Source organism: Rhizobium sp. M1 (genome assembly GCF_002531805.1).
GTDB classification, from domain to species: domain Bacteria; phylum Pseudomonadota; class Alphaproteobacteria; order Rhizobiales; family Rhizobiaceae; genus Rhizobium; species Rhizobium etli_C.
In genome coordinates, this window is the sequence record NZ_NWSW01000015.1 from 128,669 (window position 1) to 143,559 (window position 14,891).

Genomic DNA, 14,891 nt, shown 5'->3' on the forward strand with positions numbered 1-14,891 from the left:
TTTTGAACGGATTCACGTTCCGAAACCTCAGGAACGCCGACGTCCCAATCGGCATCGCCCGGCACCCAGGCATGGGCATCGGTGACGAGGGTGACGATTGTCGTCCGGTCGGTCGTTTGTGCCCACCGCCATTGCGGTTTTCAGATCGGCAAGGCTTTCGCAGCGGCGGGCGAGCGCACCCATCGATTCAGCATGTTTGACGAAGTCGACGGCAAAAGGCTCCTTGACGCGGCAATCTTTGATGAGATTGTTGAAACCAGGCACGCCCTTGAACTGTTGGAGACGATTGATGACGGCATAACCGCCGTTGTCGCAGACGACGACGATCATCTTGTGGCCCGTCAACACCGTCGAATAGATGTCGGAGTTCATCATCATGTAGGTGCCGTCGCCGATCATCACGATCGGCGTGCCGTTACCGGCTTTCGCCATTGCATGGCCCCAGCCTGCGGCGATCTCGTATCCCATGCAACTGAAGCCGAATTCGCAGTCGAACGTGTTGGGATTCTTGACGCGCCAGCCCTTGGTCACCTCACCGGGTGTGCCGCCTGCCGCTGCGATCAGCGTATCGTTCGGCTTTGAGGTTTCGTTGACGATGCCGACCACCTGCGCGTAGGTCGGGATCGGCCCATTCGTGACCGCTTGATGCTGATCGAGGAGCTTGTTCCAATCAGCAAATAGCGACTGTGCCTTCGGAAGCAGCGCCGGATCGGCCTTCCAGTCACCGAGAGCCTCGTCCAGTTCAATCACCGTTTCGAGAGCGTCCCCGACGACGGCAAGTGCGCGATGCTTTACCGCGTCAAAGCGCGCGGCATTGATCGAAATGAACTTTGCATCCTGGTGAAACGCGGTCCATGAACCGGTTGTGAAGTCCTGCAATCGTGTGCCGATCGCCAGAATGACATCCGCCTCACCGGCGAGCGCATTCGCCGAAGTCGATCCAACGATCCCGATGGGGCCGGCGTGTGCGGGATGGTTGTGCGTCAGCGCGCCTTTGCCGGCGATTGTTTCGACGATCGGGATGCCGCGTTTGACAGCAAATTCCGCGACCTTCTCTTCGGCCGACGAATAGCGGACGCCACCTCCCGAAATGATCAGCGGTCTCTTCGCGGCCTGGAGCAATGCGGCTGCTTCCACAAGCCTTGTTCTGTCGGCACGGGGGCGGGGTATGGACCATACAGCGGGCTCGAAGAACGCGGCGGGATAGTCGAACGCGACTTCCTGAGCATCCTGTGCAAGGCCAATGAATGCGGGACCGCAGTCTGCGGGATCAAGCATCGTGGCGATTGCCTGCGGCAAGGATGAGATGATCTGTTCAGGCAAAACGATGCGATCCCAATATCTGGTGACTGACTTGAAGGCGTCGTTGACCGTCACGGTCGGGTCACTGAAATGCTCAACCTGCTGAAGAACTGGATCGGGAATTCGGTTTGCGAACGTATCTCCCGCGATCAGGAGCACCGGCAGGCGGTTGGCATGGGCTGTGCCAGCCGCTGTCACCATGTTGGCCGCACCGGGTCCGATCGAGGTCGCCGCGACCATCAATTGGCGTCGGCGTTTGGCTTTGGCAAAAGCGATCGCTGCGAGTGCCATCGACTGCTCATTTTGACCGCGCCAGGTTGGCAACTGATCCTGCACCGACTCCAGCGCCTCCGACAGGCAAGTCACGTTGCCGTGACCGAAAATGCCGAACACGCCGGCAAAAAGCGGTAAGCGCTCGCCATCGATCTCCGTGAATTGATTGCATAAGTAGCGCACAAGCGCCTGCGCCATCGTCAGGCGTACGGTCTTCCGGGACATCCGGTCTCCTCCCATGGATCATGTTTTTTCGACGTTACGAAATATTAATTGACAAAGCAATAGTTCCGCAACAATCATTGCAAAAATAGAAATGGGAGGATCTTGATGTTGAAAATTGCCGTTCTCGGCTGCGGCCGTATTGGCCGCATGCATGCCGAAAACATAGCTGCCCATCCGCGGGCGACGCTTGCGGGCGTCTTCGACGTTCATCGCTCTGCGGCAGACGATGTTGGGAGCAAACACGGTGTGGCCGTGTTTGATTCTGCCGAGCGATTGTTCTCCAGCAGCGCCGTTGATGCGGTCCTGATCGCCACGTCGACACCGACACACGCAGATTTCATCGAGAAAGCCGTCGCGGCCGGCAAGCCGATATTATGCGAGAAGCCGATCGATTTGAGCCTCAAGCGTGTCCAGCAATGTGCGGAGGCAATTGGGACGACCAGCGTACCGATCATGCTCGGTTTTGTCCGCCGCTTCGATCCCGGCCATAGGGCGGCGCGCGATGCTATCCGTGCAGGCGATATCGGGGACCTTCATCAGGTCGTTATAACCTCGCGCGACCCCGGAATGCCGCCGGTCGCCTATACCGAAGCATCCGGCGGCATCTTTCGCGACATGACCATACATGACTTCGATATGGCACGGTTCATGCTCGGCGAAGAGGTGATCGAGGTTTCGGCCGTGGGTAGCCGTCTTGTCGATCCGGTTCTTATGCAGCGATTGGACGACTACGACACAGTGACGGTCGTCCTCAAGACCGCATCGGGCAAGCAATGCATCATCAATAATTCTCGCCAGGCCGTCTACGGCTATGACCAGCGGGTTGAGGCGCTCGGCACAAAGGGAATGGTCGTCTCTGAAAATCGCCGCCCAAACATGACAACGCTGCACCGTGCCGATTTCACCGGCAAAGGCGCGCCGCTTCTCAACTTCTTCATCGATCGCTACGCCGAGGCTTTCATGGCTGAAATCAGCGCTTTCGTCGATGCGATTGGCGCCGGCAAGGCTCCGGAGGTCGGATTTGAGGATGGTCGTCAGGCTCTGATCCTGGCCGAAGCGGCAATCAAATCGGCGGCCGAAGGCCGCGCCATAAAAACCAGCGAAATTGGGTGACCCATGTATCAGAAGTTTGGACTCTATATCGACGGCAACTGGCGCCGTGCCTCCGACGGCGCAACGGCTGACGTCCTAAGCCCCGTCACTCAGAGCGCTCTTGGCGCAGTTCCCGTAGCGACGCCCTCCGACACGCAGGAAGCCCTGGCTGCAGCCGGCAAAGGCTTCGCGGCTTGGCGGACGACGCCCGCTTTCGCACGTGCCGACGCCCTGCATCGGATTGCCGACGAGATGCTCCGCCGTGCCGATGAGGCGAAAAGGATGATCTCCGCCGAGACCGGCAAGCCGATCGCGCAGTCAGAGCGCGAATGGGGACTGTCCATCGATCAGTTTCGGTGGTTCGCGGAAGAGGCACGCCGCATCTATGGCCGGATCATTGAATCGCGCGTGCCGGGTGGTCGCTTCGAGGTGTCGCGTGAGCCGGTCGGCATCGTTGGCGCCTTTACCGCTTGGAATTTTCCTGCGGCACTCGTCGCCCGCAAGGCGGCACCGGCGCTTGCGGCGGGTTGTGCAATCATTATCAGACCTTCGACCCAGACGCCGGGCGTTGCCATGGTCATGGTCGATTGCATGCGGGCGGGCAACTTGCCCGATGGCGTCGTCAATCTCGTCGTCGGTCCGACAGCGACGACCTACGTGCCAATCATGGCGGACAAGTCGGTGCGCAAGGTGTCCCTGACCGGCTCGACACGCGTTGGTCAGCGGATGATCCGCGATGCCGCCGATACAGTGAAGAAAGTATCGATGGAACTCGGCGGCAACGCTCCGCTGATCGTCTATGACGACGCCGATCTCGAACTCGCACTGAACGTGTCCGTGCCGACAAAGTTTGCAAATGCTGGCCAGGTTTGCGTGACGCCGGATCGCTTCTTCGTGCATGAACGCTTACACGACGCGTTTGTTGACGGGTTCGTTTCCCGCACAAACGCGCTCAAAATCGGCGACGGCCTCGATCCTTCTGTGCAAATGGGGCCGCTGATCAATGGCGGACGCCTTTCGGAGATTGAGTCGATTGTCTCGGATGCCGTGAAAGCAGGTGCGCAAGTTGCGGCGGGCGGCGAACGCGCGTCGGAATTCAACGCTGGTCATTTCTACAAGCCAACCGTTCTGACCAATGTCACCGACGATATGAAAGTCTTCGCCGACGAGAATTTTGGCCCCATTGCCGCAATCACACGGTTTAACGAGGAGGATGAAGTTCTTTCGCGCGCCAACGCTTCAGACATGGGACTGTCGGCCTACGCTTTTACCCGGTCGCCGGATCGGGCGCGGCGAACGGTATCGGCGCTGAAGGCAGGGATGGTCGGTATTAACAGCTTTGCGCTGGCGGCGTCCGAGGCACCGTTTGGCGGCACCAACCATTCCGGCATGGGCAGAGAGGGCGGGATTGAAGGCATTGGCGACTATCTCGACACCAAGCTTGCCCAGATCGTGTTTTGAGGGCTGCCGGTATGATCAAGAACAGGTTGAAGGAAATCTGGGCTCAAGGTCGCCCCTCGATCAATGGTTGGCTGTCAATCGGCAATGCGTTCACGGCGGAGATCATGGCAGCTCAAGGCTATGACTCGGTCTCGATCGACATCCAGCATGGTGCGCTGGACTACGGTTCGGTGCTGCCGATGTTTCAGGCCATGCGCGCCTCCGGTGTCGTGCCAATGGCACGCGTGCCTTGGCTGGAGCCCGGCATTATCATGAAGGTGCTGGATGCAGGCGCCTATGGCGTGATCTGCCCGATGGTCAACACTGCCGCACAGGCGGCCGAATTCGTCAGCTATCTACGCTATCCGCCTCACGGTCAGCGCAGTTTCGGGCCGACACGCGTCAGCTTCGCCGCCGGGCCGAACTATGCGGCTGAGGCGAATGGAGAAGTTCTTGCTTTCGCCATGGTCGAAACCAAGCAAGCGATGGAGAACCTCGATGCAATTGCCGCAACGCCACGGTTGGATGGCATTTATGTCGGTCCAGCCGATCTGACCTTCAGTTTGACCGACGGTCGGCTTGCGCCGGCCTTCGATCGCGAAGAGCCGGAAATGATCGACGCTCTCCAGCGCATCGTCGCTGTTTGCAAGAAGAATAAAATTCGCGCCGCCCTTCATTGCGGCACGCCGGAATATGCCGCCCGCGCCATTCAGTGGGGCTTCGATATGACAACTGTGTCAGGCGACGCCAGACTGTTGGCGGCTGCAGCGGCGGCGAGCGTCGCGAAGTTCCGCGACCTCGTAGGACAGACGGCGGGTATAGCTGAAAAGGGGGCCTACTGATGCCCCATATTCTCATTGCGGGAAAGTTGCATCCGTCCGGCATGGCGCTTTTGAAAAGCGCTCCGGGCGTGACGTTCGACTACGTGGAAGAAGTGTCGGAGCAATCCTATCATCCATTTATCAGCAAGGCTGACGCCCTGGTGTTGCGCACGCAGCCGCTTTCAGCATCGACTGTCGCGCATGCGGACCGCTTAAAGATCGTCTCACGCCATGGCGTTGGATACGATGCCGTACATCTGGCATCGCTCAATGAAAGAGGCATTGCACTCGCAGTAGTCGGCGACGTCAATTCGGTGTCGGTGGCGGAACACGCGATGATGTTGATTCTGTCGGCGGCGAAACGGGTTCTTCGCGGCGATCGTGCCGTGCGCAATCCATCGGAATGGGGATGGCGGAATCGGCTGGAGGCGGAAGAGATATCGGGAAAGCGCCTGCTGATCATCGGGTTCGGTCGCATTGGGCGTCATCTCTCCAGGATGGCCGCCGGTTTTGGCATGGAGATCCGAGCCTTCGATCCTTATCTGCAGGCCCAAGGCTGGCCCGGGGGGGCGGTCTTGCCCGAGAGCAGCCTCCTCAATGGCCTTCGGTGGGCTGACGTAGTCTCGGTCAATGTTCCAAAGGCCGATCGACCGATAATAGCCAAAGATGAACTTGCCGCGATGAACCCCGGCGCCATCCTCGTCAATACAGCCCGCGGTGGTGTTGTCGATGAGGCAGCTTTGATCGAAGCACTGCAATCCGGTCGTCTCGGCGCAGCAGGACTCGACGTTTTTGACGACGAACCACCATCTGAGGATTGCCGCCTTCTAGCATTCGATCAGGTGGTGCTGTCGCCGCATATCGCCGGATTGACCCGTGAATGCGGTGAGCGGATGGCCGTAGCATCAGTTCAAAATGTGCTCGATTTTTTTGCCGGAAGAATAGATCCGAGCCTCGTTGTGAACGCCCAGCACTTGCAAGCGACCTAGGCCAGCAAGCCGATAAGATACAATCTGAATGTTGTGAGGGCGTGGCTTCCGCGCCCACGAAATTCCATTCGCGCCAAGCAATGAAAATTGCACATATTGAAAACAGCATAAAATATTGAAATACGGTTTGACTCAGTGATTATTGCTGATTAGTCTATTCTGCAATGGTTGTTGCATTTGAGGTTCTCGACAGCAATCATGGGCAGGCAGAAGTTTGGCGCTGGGAGGCGTCGTTCCTAGAAAATCTGTCGGTCCTGGATGCACTTTGTTCCATGGGAGGTAAGAGATGGAACGTCTGATCCGTGGCCTTATGGCCACAACAGTTATCGCAGTCGCAATGGGCGGCGCGGCAGTCGCGCAGGACAAGGCGAAAGTCTTCTTCTTGTTGCCAAATCAAACGACAATTCGCTTCGAAAGCCGCGATGCACCGTTCTTCGTCCAGGCGATGAAGGAAAAGGCGCCCGACGTTGAAGTCGTTGTTCAGAATGCGCAGGGCGATCCCAACAAACAGCAGGCTCAGGTCGAGGATGCGATCGCTCAGGGGGCAAAGGTTATTCTGCTCACGTCTGCAGACGCGAACCTTGCCGCCGGTGAGCTTGCCGCGGCGGCGAAGGCGAACGTTCCTGTCGTGCTCTACGATCATGATGCTGTCGGCGGAAAGGCCGAAGCCCACATCGTCTTCGACTCGCTGGCGGTTGGTCAGGCGCAGGGCAAACGCGCTGCGGAACTGATCAAGGCCATGTCGAAATCGCCGGTCAAGGTTGCACGCGTCAAGGGTAACCAGGGCGAGTACGGCACCGGGCAATACGAAAAAGGCCAGAATGAATTTCTTCAGCCGCTGATCGACTCCGGAAAGGTCAAGGTCGTTTGCGAACAGTACACGCAGAACTGGGATCCGGTGCTGGCTCAGAACTTCGCCGAAGATTGCCTGACGAAGAATGGTGGCGACGTCGACGTCTTTCTCGGCATGAATGACGGCACGACCGGCGGGTCTGTTGCGGCGCTGATCTCCCAGGGAGCAAAGCCGGGAGAGAAGCTCGTCACCGGCGGCCAGGATGCCACGGTGGAGGCGCTCCGCTACATCGCGCAAGGCTGGCAGGACAACTCCGTTCTCAAGGACCTGAAGGTCCAGGCAAACGAAGCCGCGGAAGTCGTCGCATCGATCGTTGCCGGCAAGGGGGTGCCGAAAGACCTGGTCAACGGCAAGGTCAACAACACCTTCATGGACGTCCCGGCTGTGTTCCTGCCGGTGACCAACATCACGAAGGACAATCTTGGCGATGTGGTCTCGAAGGGCGTTTGGACCTGGGCAGAAATCTGCAAAGGCATCGAAACGGCCGACGTCTGCAAGAAAAATCTTTAATTTGATCGGTTGTTGCGGGGGAGGGCGGCGCGGCCGTCTTCCTCCGCTGCAGGATCAGGACCCTTCCGAGGATGACATGACCGTGACCGATTCAGGGCGTTCAGAGGATAAAGCCCTTTCAACCAAAAAGTCTGTTCCGCTCATTTCGATGCGCAACATTCACAAATCGTTCGGCTCGGTTCACGCCCTGCGAGGAGCTTCCGTTGAAGTCCATGCCGGCGAAATCGTCGCGATGGTGGGCGATAACGGCGCGGGCAAATCGACGCTCGTGAAGGTGATGGCAGGCGTCTATGCGGCTGACTCCGGAGAATATGAGATTGAAGGTAAGCCGGTTACGATCCGAACCCCGGCGGATGCCACTGCGCAAGGCATTGCGACGGTCTATCAGGATCTCGCGCTCTGCAACAATCTAGACGCCGTCCAGAATCTGTTTCTCGGCCGTGAATTGACCGGCTCGGGCATTTTCGGCCGCCGCATCCGCCGCGCGGAATGCGAAGTGCGCGCCCGCGAAGTCATGACGAGAATGCGTCTGGGCAATCTTTCGCTGACCCGGCCCGTTGGCGCCATGTCCGGCGGCCAACGTCAGAACATCGCGATAGCAAGATCCATTCTTTGGAAGCCCAAGGTGGTCATCCTCGACGAGCCTACCGCAGCCCTTAGCCACTCGGCGGCGCAACAGGTCGCAGACCTTATCCGCGGCCTAGCCGATGATGGACTGGGTATCGTCATTGTCAGTCACGACATCCACCACTTCGTCGTGAATTCGACCGACCGAATCGAAGTCATGCGACTTGGCGCGAATGCGGCGAGCTTTCGCTCCAAGGATGTGACCGGGGAAATGGTCGTCAACGCGATGGTCGGCGGCAACGAGGGCGTCAATCTTGCCGGCTGACCAGAACTCTTTCCATATTCAAGGAACGAATACCATGGCCTCCATCTCCACAACCGCCGCGCCGAAGCGACGCACTTTCGGAGAGCTTCTCAACAGTGATCTCCGGGCGCTGCCCGTGGTCATCGCGCTGATCGCGCTGTGGATCTTCTTTGCCACTCAGAGCGATATTTTCCTCACGCCGCGAAATCTATCGAACCTGCTTCAGCAATCGACGGTCGTCGGCATGATGGCGCTCGGTTTGATGTTTGTCCTTCTGGTCAAGGAGATCGATCTTTCGATCGCGGCAATACATGGCGTCACGGCAGTCTTCAGCGCAAAGCTGATCGTCGATTATGGTTTCTCGCCCTGGCTGGCGCTGCCTATTGCGATTTTGATCGGCGCAGCGATCGGGTCTTGTTCCGCGCGATGGGTAAACTGGGTAGGAGTGCCATCGTTCGTCGTTACCCTGGGCCTGGGGCTTGCACTCAACGGCATTCAATTGCTTCTGCTTCCTGCGACTGCGCGCTATGCCTTGATGGGGACGGGTGTTGAATACATAGCGCAGACGACCGTCGCAGGCGCCAGCGCCTGGATCGCCTGGGCAGCTGGGTTGATGCTGCTCGGAGGTTTGATTTTTTCTGGCGTCGTCCGGCGACAGCGAGCAGGCCTTGAAGTATCGATTCTTCATAGCGTGCTGCTTCCTCTCCTCGGAGCAGGCATTCTGGGGGCACTCGTTGTGCTCGTCCTCAATGCCAGTCAAGGCATTCCGTTGCCTGTTCTGATCTTTGTGTTTCTCCTTGGCATCGGCGGCTACGTCTTGGGCGAAACTCAATTCGGTCTTTATCTATATGCGGTTGGAAATAATGACGAAGCGGCGCGCCGAGCCGGCATCAACGTGCCGCTCATTCGCATGGCTGCCTTTGCAATCGCCGGCGGTATTGCGGCAATTGCTGGGATCGTTGCATCGTCGAGAACTCTCGGCGTCGGTGTCTTCTCTGGCGGCGGCGTCGGCGGCGGAACACTGTTGCTGGAATCAATCGCGGCGGCGGTTATCGGTGGCGTGAGCCTGTTCGGGGGGCGAGGCGCTATCCACGCAGCGCTCTTGGGAGCCCTGGTCATCGGCACGGTCCAAAACGGCCTCAATCTCATGGGCGTGGAGAACGAAGTTCGTCTGATCGTCACCGGGCTTCTGCTGGTCCTTGCCGTTTCCATAGACAAGATCATTGAAAAGCTGACCGGACAACAGTCCTTTTGATCTTGCGCTCCAAGGGTTGCGGGCGGCTCCGGCAGCCGCCCGGCAAGGCAGATCGATTTGACATTGCCAATCTTTTGCTGTTCAGCGCATGATGCAATGAGATTTGCAGGTTTAGGAAATGGCGAAGATCGAACCACCGCGAGATTACGAGGAATTCATTCGTCTGGTCCATGACCGCTACGGCGACATGAGCAAAACCTATCAGAAGATCTCGGTCTATCTTACCCAGAGCCCGAATGATGTGGCAGTCCTTTCCGTCAATGCGATCGCGGAGCGTTGCGGCATTCACGCCTCCAGCTTCGTCCGTTTCGCCCAGTACCTCGGCTATGAGGGCTTCAAGGATCTGCAAGGCTTGTTTCAGCGCCGGCTCTCAACTGCCGCTCCTGGTTTCGAAGCGCGAAAGAAGGCATTGGAGACGGAACTTGGCGCACGGACGGATAGAAGCGAGGCGGGGTTCCTTCGCGACCTCGTGGTGCGGGATATAGCGTCCTTACAGGACATACTTGCGCAAATTTCCGGTGAGGACTTGGCCACAGCGGTCGACCTTCTGGAAAAAAGCGAGACAATCTTCCTAATCGGCCAGCTGCGTTCAGCGCCAGTGGTTGAATTGCTGCGGTACGTTCTTACCATGCTTGGAAAGCGATGTGTTCTTCTCGACCCAGGTGGTGGGCTTGCCACGTATATGGGGCGTACGATGAAAGATACGGATCTCCTCTTTGCCGTATCGTTTCGTTTCTATGCGACTGAAGTTGTGAACGTGGTGGAAGATGCGGCCGCCCGGGGCATTTCTATCGTTGCCATTTCCGACAGCACACTTTCACCTTTGGCCAAGTCTGCGACGGTTCTCTTCCCTGTCCCGGAGCATGAATACACGTTCTCGCGCTCTCTTGCTGCTCCGATGTGCCTGGCCCAGGCTTTGACTGTTGCGTTGGCAAGCCGCCTCCAGGGCAGCAAGGATGATCCTCGTATTCCGATCGTTACCGGACAATAGCGCGCCCATTTCCCTCAAAATCCAAGCCGTCGATTCGACTGCCGCTTCCGCCGGCCCTGTGCTTTCAGATCAGCTTCAGCCCCTTCAGGCTGACATGGCCGTCCTTGCCGATGATGATGTGGTCGTGGACGGTGATGTCGAGCGCCTTGGCGGCCTCGATGATCACCTTCGTCATGTCGATGTCGGCGCGTGAGGGTGTCGGGTCGCCGGACGGGTGGTTGTGGACGAGGATGATCGCCGTTGCCGAAAGCTCGAGCGCGCGCTTGACCACTTCGCGCGGATAGACCGGCGTATGGTCGACCGTGCCGCGGCCCTGCACCTCGTCGGCGATCAGCACATTGCGCTTGTCGAGAAAGAGGATGCGGATGTGTTTCTCGGCATAGAATTGCCTTGTTTTTTCAACCTCTTGGCCGAAACGTCCCCCAAACGTCCCACATGCGTCCCTCATTCACTGTTCTCGTTACGTTTTGCCAGCCGCATCTCGGCAACGCGACTGGTTTGCTTGATCGTCCCGCGATTATAGCGGGCGCTTGTCTGCCGGTTCTTATGGCCAGCGGATTTCATGACGTCGGTCTCGGCCGCGCCCAGGTCGTAGGCTTCGGTGATGGCGCCGGCGCGGGCATCCATGTTCCAAATGGTTCGCGGGATGCCGGCCTTATCGGCGACTTTGCGCCACCGCTCGGTGAATTTCCGATTTTTGTACGGCACGCCTGTAGCCTCAGAGATGATCAATGGGCCGACTCGCTTTTCAGGCGGTACGAGATTTATTTCCTCGATCGCAGCTGGATGGAGCTTTAAGTCGTGCTCGACCGGGAAGCCGGTCTTGGTATGTATCTTCCTCAGGATCATGTCGTCGCCGATATCTGACCACACAAGGCCGTTCACCCAACGGGTATCCTTATATGTGATGCCGCCATCTTCAGCGCTGGCGCCAGGCTCCCATTCGCCAACCACGTCCTTTTGGCGCATGGTGAGCTCGAACTGTAGCACGGTCGCCAACGCGATCGACGGGAAGCCCTCGGCATGCGCGGTAATGCGGATGGCCGCAACGTGCTCAGCTGTCATAACGGATGTGCGGGCAGGTGGCGTCTTGAACCGGATCTTGCCGAGGATGGTATCGGCGCGAAAGCAATCGTCGAAGCCGAGGGTAACGCCATAGCTGACCAGCTGGCGGACGGCATCGATTGCGTGCTTGGCGCGCCATGGGCGAGGGGGCTTGCCGGGCGTTTTTGGTTCTCCCCACTGGCCGTGCCATCGCTTGAAGTCCGGACCCAGCAGCTTCCCAACGTGGCGGGCGCCGACGGTCGCCTCAATGATGACAAGCGACTTCAGAACGTTTTCACGCGAGTTGTACTTGAGGGAATGAAACGGAGAATCGGCGTTCGTCTGATAGAGTCGCGAGAGGCTTTTGAGCGTCCCGTCGTATCCAGGCGCGGCATGTTCGCCGTTCGCGGCCCACGCCAACATTTCCGCCTGCAGGATCCTGCAGCGCGCCGCCAGTTGCATTCGACCTTCGGTTGTCACCGGGTAGTGAAGTCGCACGCTGGACGGTCGATAGCCACGCTTCACGAGATCCGCGCGCGCCTCCCAGTATTCGCGAAACGTGCCGTCTTTGTTGCGCTTTCGCTTTAATCCGGGGGCGTCAGTCATTTCCAGTTCTCGGCGCCGTCGACGGTTGAAGGCAGGGACGCTTGATGCAGCCCGTGTCGTCGATCGAGGAAAGCGCGCACGGCAGGCCAATAGCGGCAGCCGGTCATGGGATCGATGCGCGGTAAGCCTTCGCGCTCCCACACGATGGCCAAGGCGTCCCATTGTGTTTTGCTCTTGGGGCCTAGCACACGGTGAGCCACCGCGGCCTCCGAAAGGTAAAGCGGGCTGTTATCGTTGGCAGCGGTCGGCATTGGTTCTCCGTTCGTGAGGAGAATAGGAAGCGACGGATTTACAAATTTATCAATACCGGCCGGCGCGCTGCTGGTGTTGGCGCAGGTGGTGGCCGCGCCGGCCATTGGTATAGGTGAGCGGTCAGCCGCATCATGCGGCGACAACGGCTGACCGCCGATCGGCCATAGCGGGCCGAATTTGAACCGAGCGCGCCCATAGAGCTGAGCCGCGCCCGGCCGCGGCGCCGTGTTCGAGCGGCGTCGCTGCTCCTGCCGGGTGATGGACCGGCAGGGATGGAAACTTTAGGGGCGAGAGATGTCGTCGCGGATCTGGTAATCGTGGACCTGCAACGGGTCGCACTTCGCGCCAATAATCTCGATGATATATTCGTCGATGCATCCCATTATCTGGATGCGGCCAGCAATCACGGCGGTTTCACCGGTGCACTCGAGAACGACCGTCTGGCCGATCTCGTACTCGAATTGATATTCCGGGTTGAAGAAGCGGTGTCTTCTTCTTCCAATCAGCGAACGCGGCAGGACATGTCTGTCGATCGTGGTTGGGGTAGCTAGCATTTTAGGCTCCTCGTTGCGTTTATTCTCGTGACACTTTATGGGTACACGAACACACCTGAGGTGTCAACACTCCAGGTGCATAATTTTACCTCTGAGGTGTATTTATGATCACCGGTGCACAGATCCGGGGCGCTCGCGCCGTCGTCAAATGGGATCAAAAGAAACTTGCGCTGGCTGGCGACGTCTCTGTGGAGACCATCAAACGGCTGGAAAAGATTGAAGGCCCGTTGCTTTCTGCGACTGGGAACACAGTATCGAAGATCCAGTCTGCGCTTGAGGCGGCAGGCATCGAGTTCATCAACAATGATCGCGGCGAAGGTGTGATCAAGCTGCGCGACCCGGCTTAGCCTCGTGTCTATCATCGTCGACGACAAGATCTATTTCATTCAGCGGCAGAAACATGGATCGTTCTATCTCGATGCCACGTTCTCGCTTTCCGACCTCGGCGGCACTGTTCCCGGCTTTGGCGATCGCTACGCACTTGCGATCCACAAAAGTGGAACGGCAATAGCCGAGGTGGTCGGTCGGTACTTCATGCGGCACATTGACGAAAAGACGGGCAATGAGTGGTACGCCTGGTTTATCGTCGTGCAAGAGGTCAGCCTAAGAGAACAAGACGATCTCTTCCGAATTTTCAGCACTGTTTACAAAGAGGATATCAGAGGGAATCCAGTTAAGCAGAAGCGCGCTGCCAAGAGAGAATCAGAAGAGAAAGGGTTTGAATACTGGGAGGAGCAAGATCGACAGCGAGAAAAACACGCACCAATTCACGGCCTCGACGCCCGTGAGGAGCGCATTCTACGCTTCATGGTCGCGCATCCCGACTATTTGACAACAGACCTGATCCCTCAGGCGGGAGACAAGACCATGGAAACCCTGGCCAGAGTGGGTGTGGTGCGTGCCGGCGCCAAAAACGCCAGCGGCCGACGCGAGTGGTTTGTCACGGATGAAGGGCGCGCCGAGGTGAAGCGAATGGACACCTACCGTGATTGGAAGTTTTGAAAATGGCGACGGATAATGTGATCCAGCTTCAGCCGACCGCAACCACATCGTTCGACGATGACATCGAGGACGCCCTCCGCGACCTGGCCGGCGAGCTCGGCCTAACGCGCAACGACACGATCAGGACGATCGTGCGCGAATGGCTGCAGCAGAACACGTATCTGCCGGTCCACGAGTTGGATGAAGACGGAGAGGTTGGCGGAAACGCGTAACGTCGTGTGCCGCGGCCCACTAGTGTGAATCCTGTGGAATTGCCGCGTATCTAGCGATTAAAGCCCGGCAATGCAATTGATCTTGCCGTGCAATGCTGCCTAGCTGAAGATCCTGGAAGCGGGGAATGCGGCTTGCCTGCAAGCTGTTACCGCACTCTCCCGCGTCAGGTGGCTCCCCGTAGGCGAGATCAGCGCGAATGCTGGTCTCGCCGACAGCCAGAGGTACCGTGCAACAGATTGCCGGGTGCTGCAACGAATGAGTTGCGAGAAACGCAACTTTTCCACGGTCGCGGACAATCATCCGCGATTTTCTATGAGTGCTGGGGGCACAATGATTTTCACAAAACTCGCCAGGATCGTGGCCTGGATGGTCCTTGTTGGTAGTGTCATGCGGATCATCACCGGCATCGGTATCGCCACCGAAATCCTCGGACCTTATGAGGAAGCTCTACGCCGCTACGGTGGCAGGGCGGAGAGCTCCGGAGCAATTATCGATCGAGGTGTTTACGCCTTGCTGGTCGCCATTGCCCTCGGCGCGCTGGCCGAGATCAGCCGCTCGGTGCGCGGCTCGCGAGAATAGGCGGGCCTCGGCCCGCATC

General features: G+C 58.3%; 16 protein-coding genes and 1 pseudogene. 12 read left to right on the top strand and 5 right to left on the bottom strand.

Annotated features, from left to right (window positions below):
• Window positions 1–27 precede the first annotated feature (27 nt).
• Window positions 28–1,800, bottom strand: a complete 1,773-nt coding sequence (gene iolD / locus CO655_RS16280) for a 3D-(3,5/4)-trihydroxycyclohexane-1,2-dione acylhydrolase (decyclizing) (RefSeq protein WP_348628168.1) — start codon at window positions 1,798–1,800, stop codon at window positions 28–30.
• Between the two features lie 102 nt (window positions 1,801–1,902).
• On the opposite strand from iolD, the gene iolG reads away from it, so the two are divergent.
• From iolG to CO655_RS16320, 8 genes are all read left to right on the top strand, one after another.
• Complete coding sequence (gene iolG / locus CO655_RS16285; RefSeq protein ID WP_210201023.1) at window positions 1,903–2,913, top strand: inositol 2-dehydrogenase; 1,011 nt, start codon at window positions 1,903–1,905, stop codon at window positions 2,911–2,913.
• Between the two features lie 3 nt (window positions 2,914–2,916).
• On the top strand, window positions 2,917–4,353 hold the full coding sequence (locus CO655_RS16290) for an NAD-dependent succinate-semialdehyde dehydrogenase (protein ID WP_097665459.1): 1,437 nt from the start codon (window positions 2,917–2,919) through the stop codon (window positions 4,351–4,353).
• Between the two features lie 11 nt (window positions 4,354–4,364).
• Window positions 4,365–5,174, top strand: a complete 810-nt coding sequence (locus CO655_RS16295; RefSeq protein ID WP_097665460.1) for an aldolase/citrate lyase family protein — start codon at window positions 4,365–4,367, stop codon at window positions 5,172–5,174.
• Window positions 5,174–6,142: a hydroxyacid dehydrogenase gene (locus CO655_RS16300; protein ID WP_097665461.1), complete on the top strand. Its 969-nt coding sequence runs from the start codon at window positions 5,174–5,176 to the stop codon at window positions 6,140–6,142. The genes CO655_RS16295 and CO655_RS16300 overlap by 1 nt, the downstream gene beginning before the upstream one ends.
• A gap of 286 nt (window positions 6,143–6,428) precedes the next feature.
• Window positions 6,429–7,505 carry a sugar ABC transporter substrate-binding protein gene (locus tag CO655_RS16305; protein WP_097665462.1) on the top strand — a complete coding sequence of 359 codons (1,077 nt, stop codon included), beginning with the start codon at window positions 6,429–6,431 and terminating at the stop codon, window positions 7,503–7,505.
• A gap of 76 nt (window positions 7,506–7,581) precedes the next feature.
• A complete protein-coding gene (locus CO655_RS16310) occupies window positions 7,582–8,397 on the top strand; it encodes an ATP-binding cassette domain-containing protein (RefSeq protein WP_097665463.1) in 816 nt (271 codons plus the stop codon).
• A gap of 34 nt (window positions 8,398–8,431) precedes the next feature.
• A complete protein-coding gene (locus tag CO655_RS16315; protein WP_097665464.1) occupies window positions 8,432–9,631 on the top strand; it encodes an ABC transporter permease in 1,200 nt (399 codons plus the stop codon).
• Between the two features lie 118 nt (window positions 9,632–9,749).
• Window positions 9,750–10,622: a MurR/RpiR family transcriptional regulator gene (locus CO655_RS16320; RefSeq protein ID WP_097625312.1), complete on the top strand. Its 873-nt coding sequence runs from the start codon at window positions 9,750–9,752 to the stop codon at window positions 10,620–10,622.
• Window positions 10,623–10,686: 64 nt separating this feature from the next.
• Here the strand turns inward: CO655_RS16320 and radC are convergent, their stop codons facing one another.
• The 4 genes from radC to CO655_RS16340 form a co-directional block, all read right to left on the bottom strand.
• Window positions 10,687–11,070 (bottom strand): DNA repair protein RadC, encoded by a 384-nt coding sequence (radC, locus tag CO655_RS16325; protein ID WP_280953070.1) that lies wholly within the window; start codon window positions 11,068–11,070, stop codon window positions 10,687–10,689.
• Window positions 11,067–12,272, bottom strand: coding sequence for an integrase (locus tag CO655_RS16330; protein ID WP_141514329.1), 1,206 nt, complete (start codon window positions 12,270–12,272; stop codon window positions 11,067–11,069). The genes radC and CO655_RS16330 overlap by 4 nt, the downstream gene beginning before the upstream one ends.
• Window positions 12,269–12,523, bottom strand: a complete 255-nt coding sequence (locus tag CO655_RS16335; protein ID WP_097665466.1) for a hypothetical protein — start codon at window positions 12,521–12,523, stop codon at window positions 12,269–12,271. The genes CO655_RS16330 and CO655_RS16335 overlap by 4 nt, the downstream gene beginning before the upstream one ends.
• A gap of 282 nt (window positions 12,524–12,805) precedes the next feature.
• The gene (locus CO655_RS16340; RefSeq protein ID WP_097665467.1) at window positions 12,806–13,078 is read right to left on the bottom strand and encodes a hypothetical protein; all 273 of its coding nucleotides are present in this window, start codon (window positions 13,076–13,078) and stop codon (window positions 12,806–12,808) included.
• A gap of 104 nt (window positions 13,079–13,182) precedes the next feature.
• Here CO655_RS16340 and CO655_RS16345 point away from each other — a divergent pair, with 104 nt between their 5' ends.
• The 4 genes and pseudogenes from CO655_RS16345 (at window position 13,183) to CO655_RS16360 (ending at window position 14,872) form a co-directional block, all read left to right on the top strand.
• Complete coding sequence (locus tag CO655_RS16345) at window positions 13,183–13,425, top strand: transcriptional regulator (protein ID WP_097665468.1); 243 nt, start codon at window positions 13,183–13,185, stop codon at window positions 13,423–13,425.
• A 4-nt stretch (window positions 13,426–13,429) separates the two neighbouring features.
• The gene (locus tag CO655_RS16350; RefSeq protein WP_097665469.1) at window positions 13,430–14,080 is read left to right on the top strand and encodes a hypothetical protein; all 651 of its coding nucleotides are present in this window, start codon (window positions 13,430–13,432) and stop codon (window positions 14,078–14,080) included.
• 20 nt (window positions 14,081–14,100) lie between these two features.
• Window positions 14,101–14,292, top strand: a pseudogene (locus CO655_RS16355) (CopG family transcriptional regulator); the annotation flags it as partial.
• 331 nt (window positions 14,293–14,623) lie between these two features.
• The gene (locus CO655_RS16360; protein WP_097665510.1) at window positions 14,624–14,872 is read left to right on the top strand and encodes a hypothetical protein; all 249 of its coding nucleotides are present in this window, start codon (window positions 14,624–14,626) and stop codon (window positions 14,870–14,872) included.
• The last annotated feature ends 19 nt before the right edge of the window (window positions 14,873–14,891 follow it).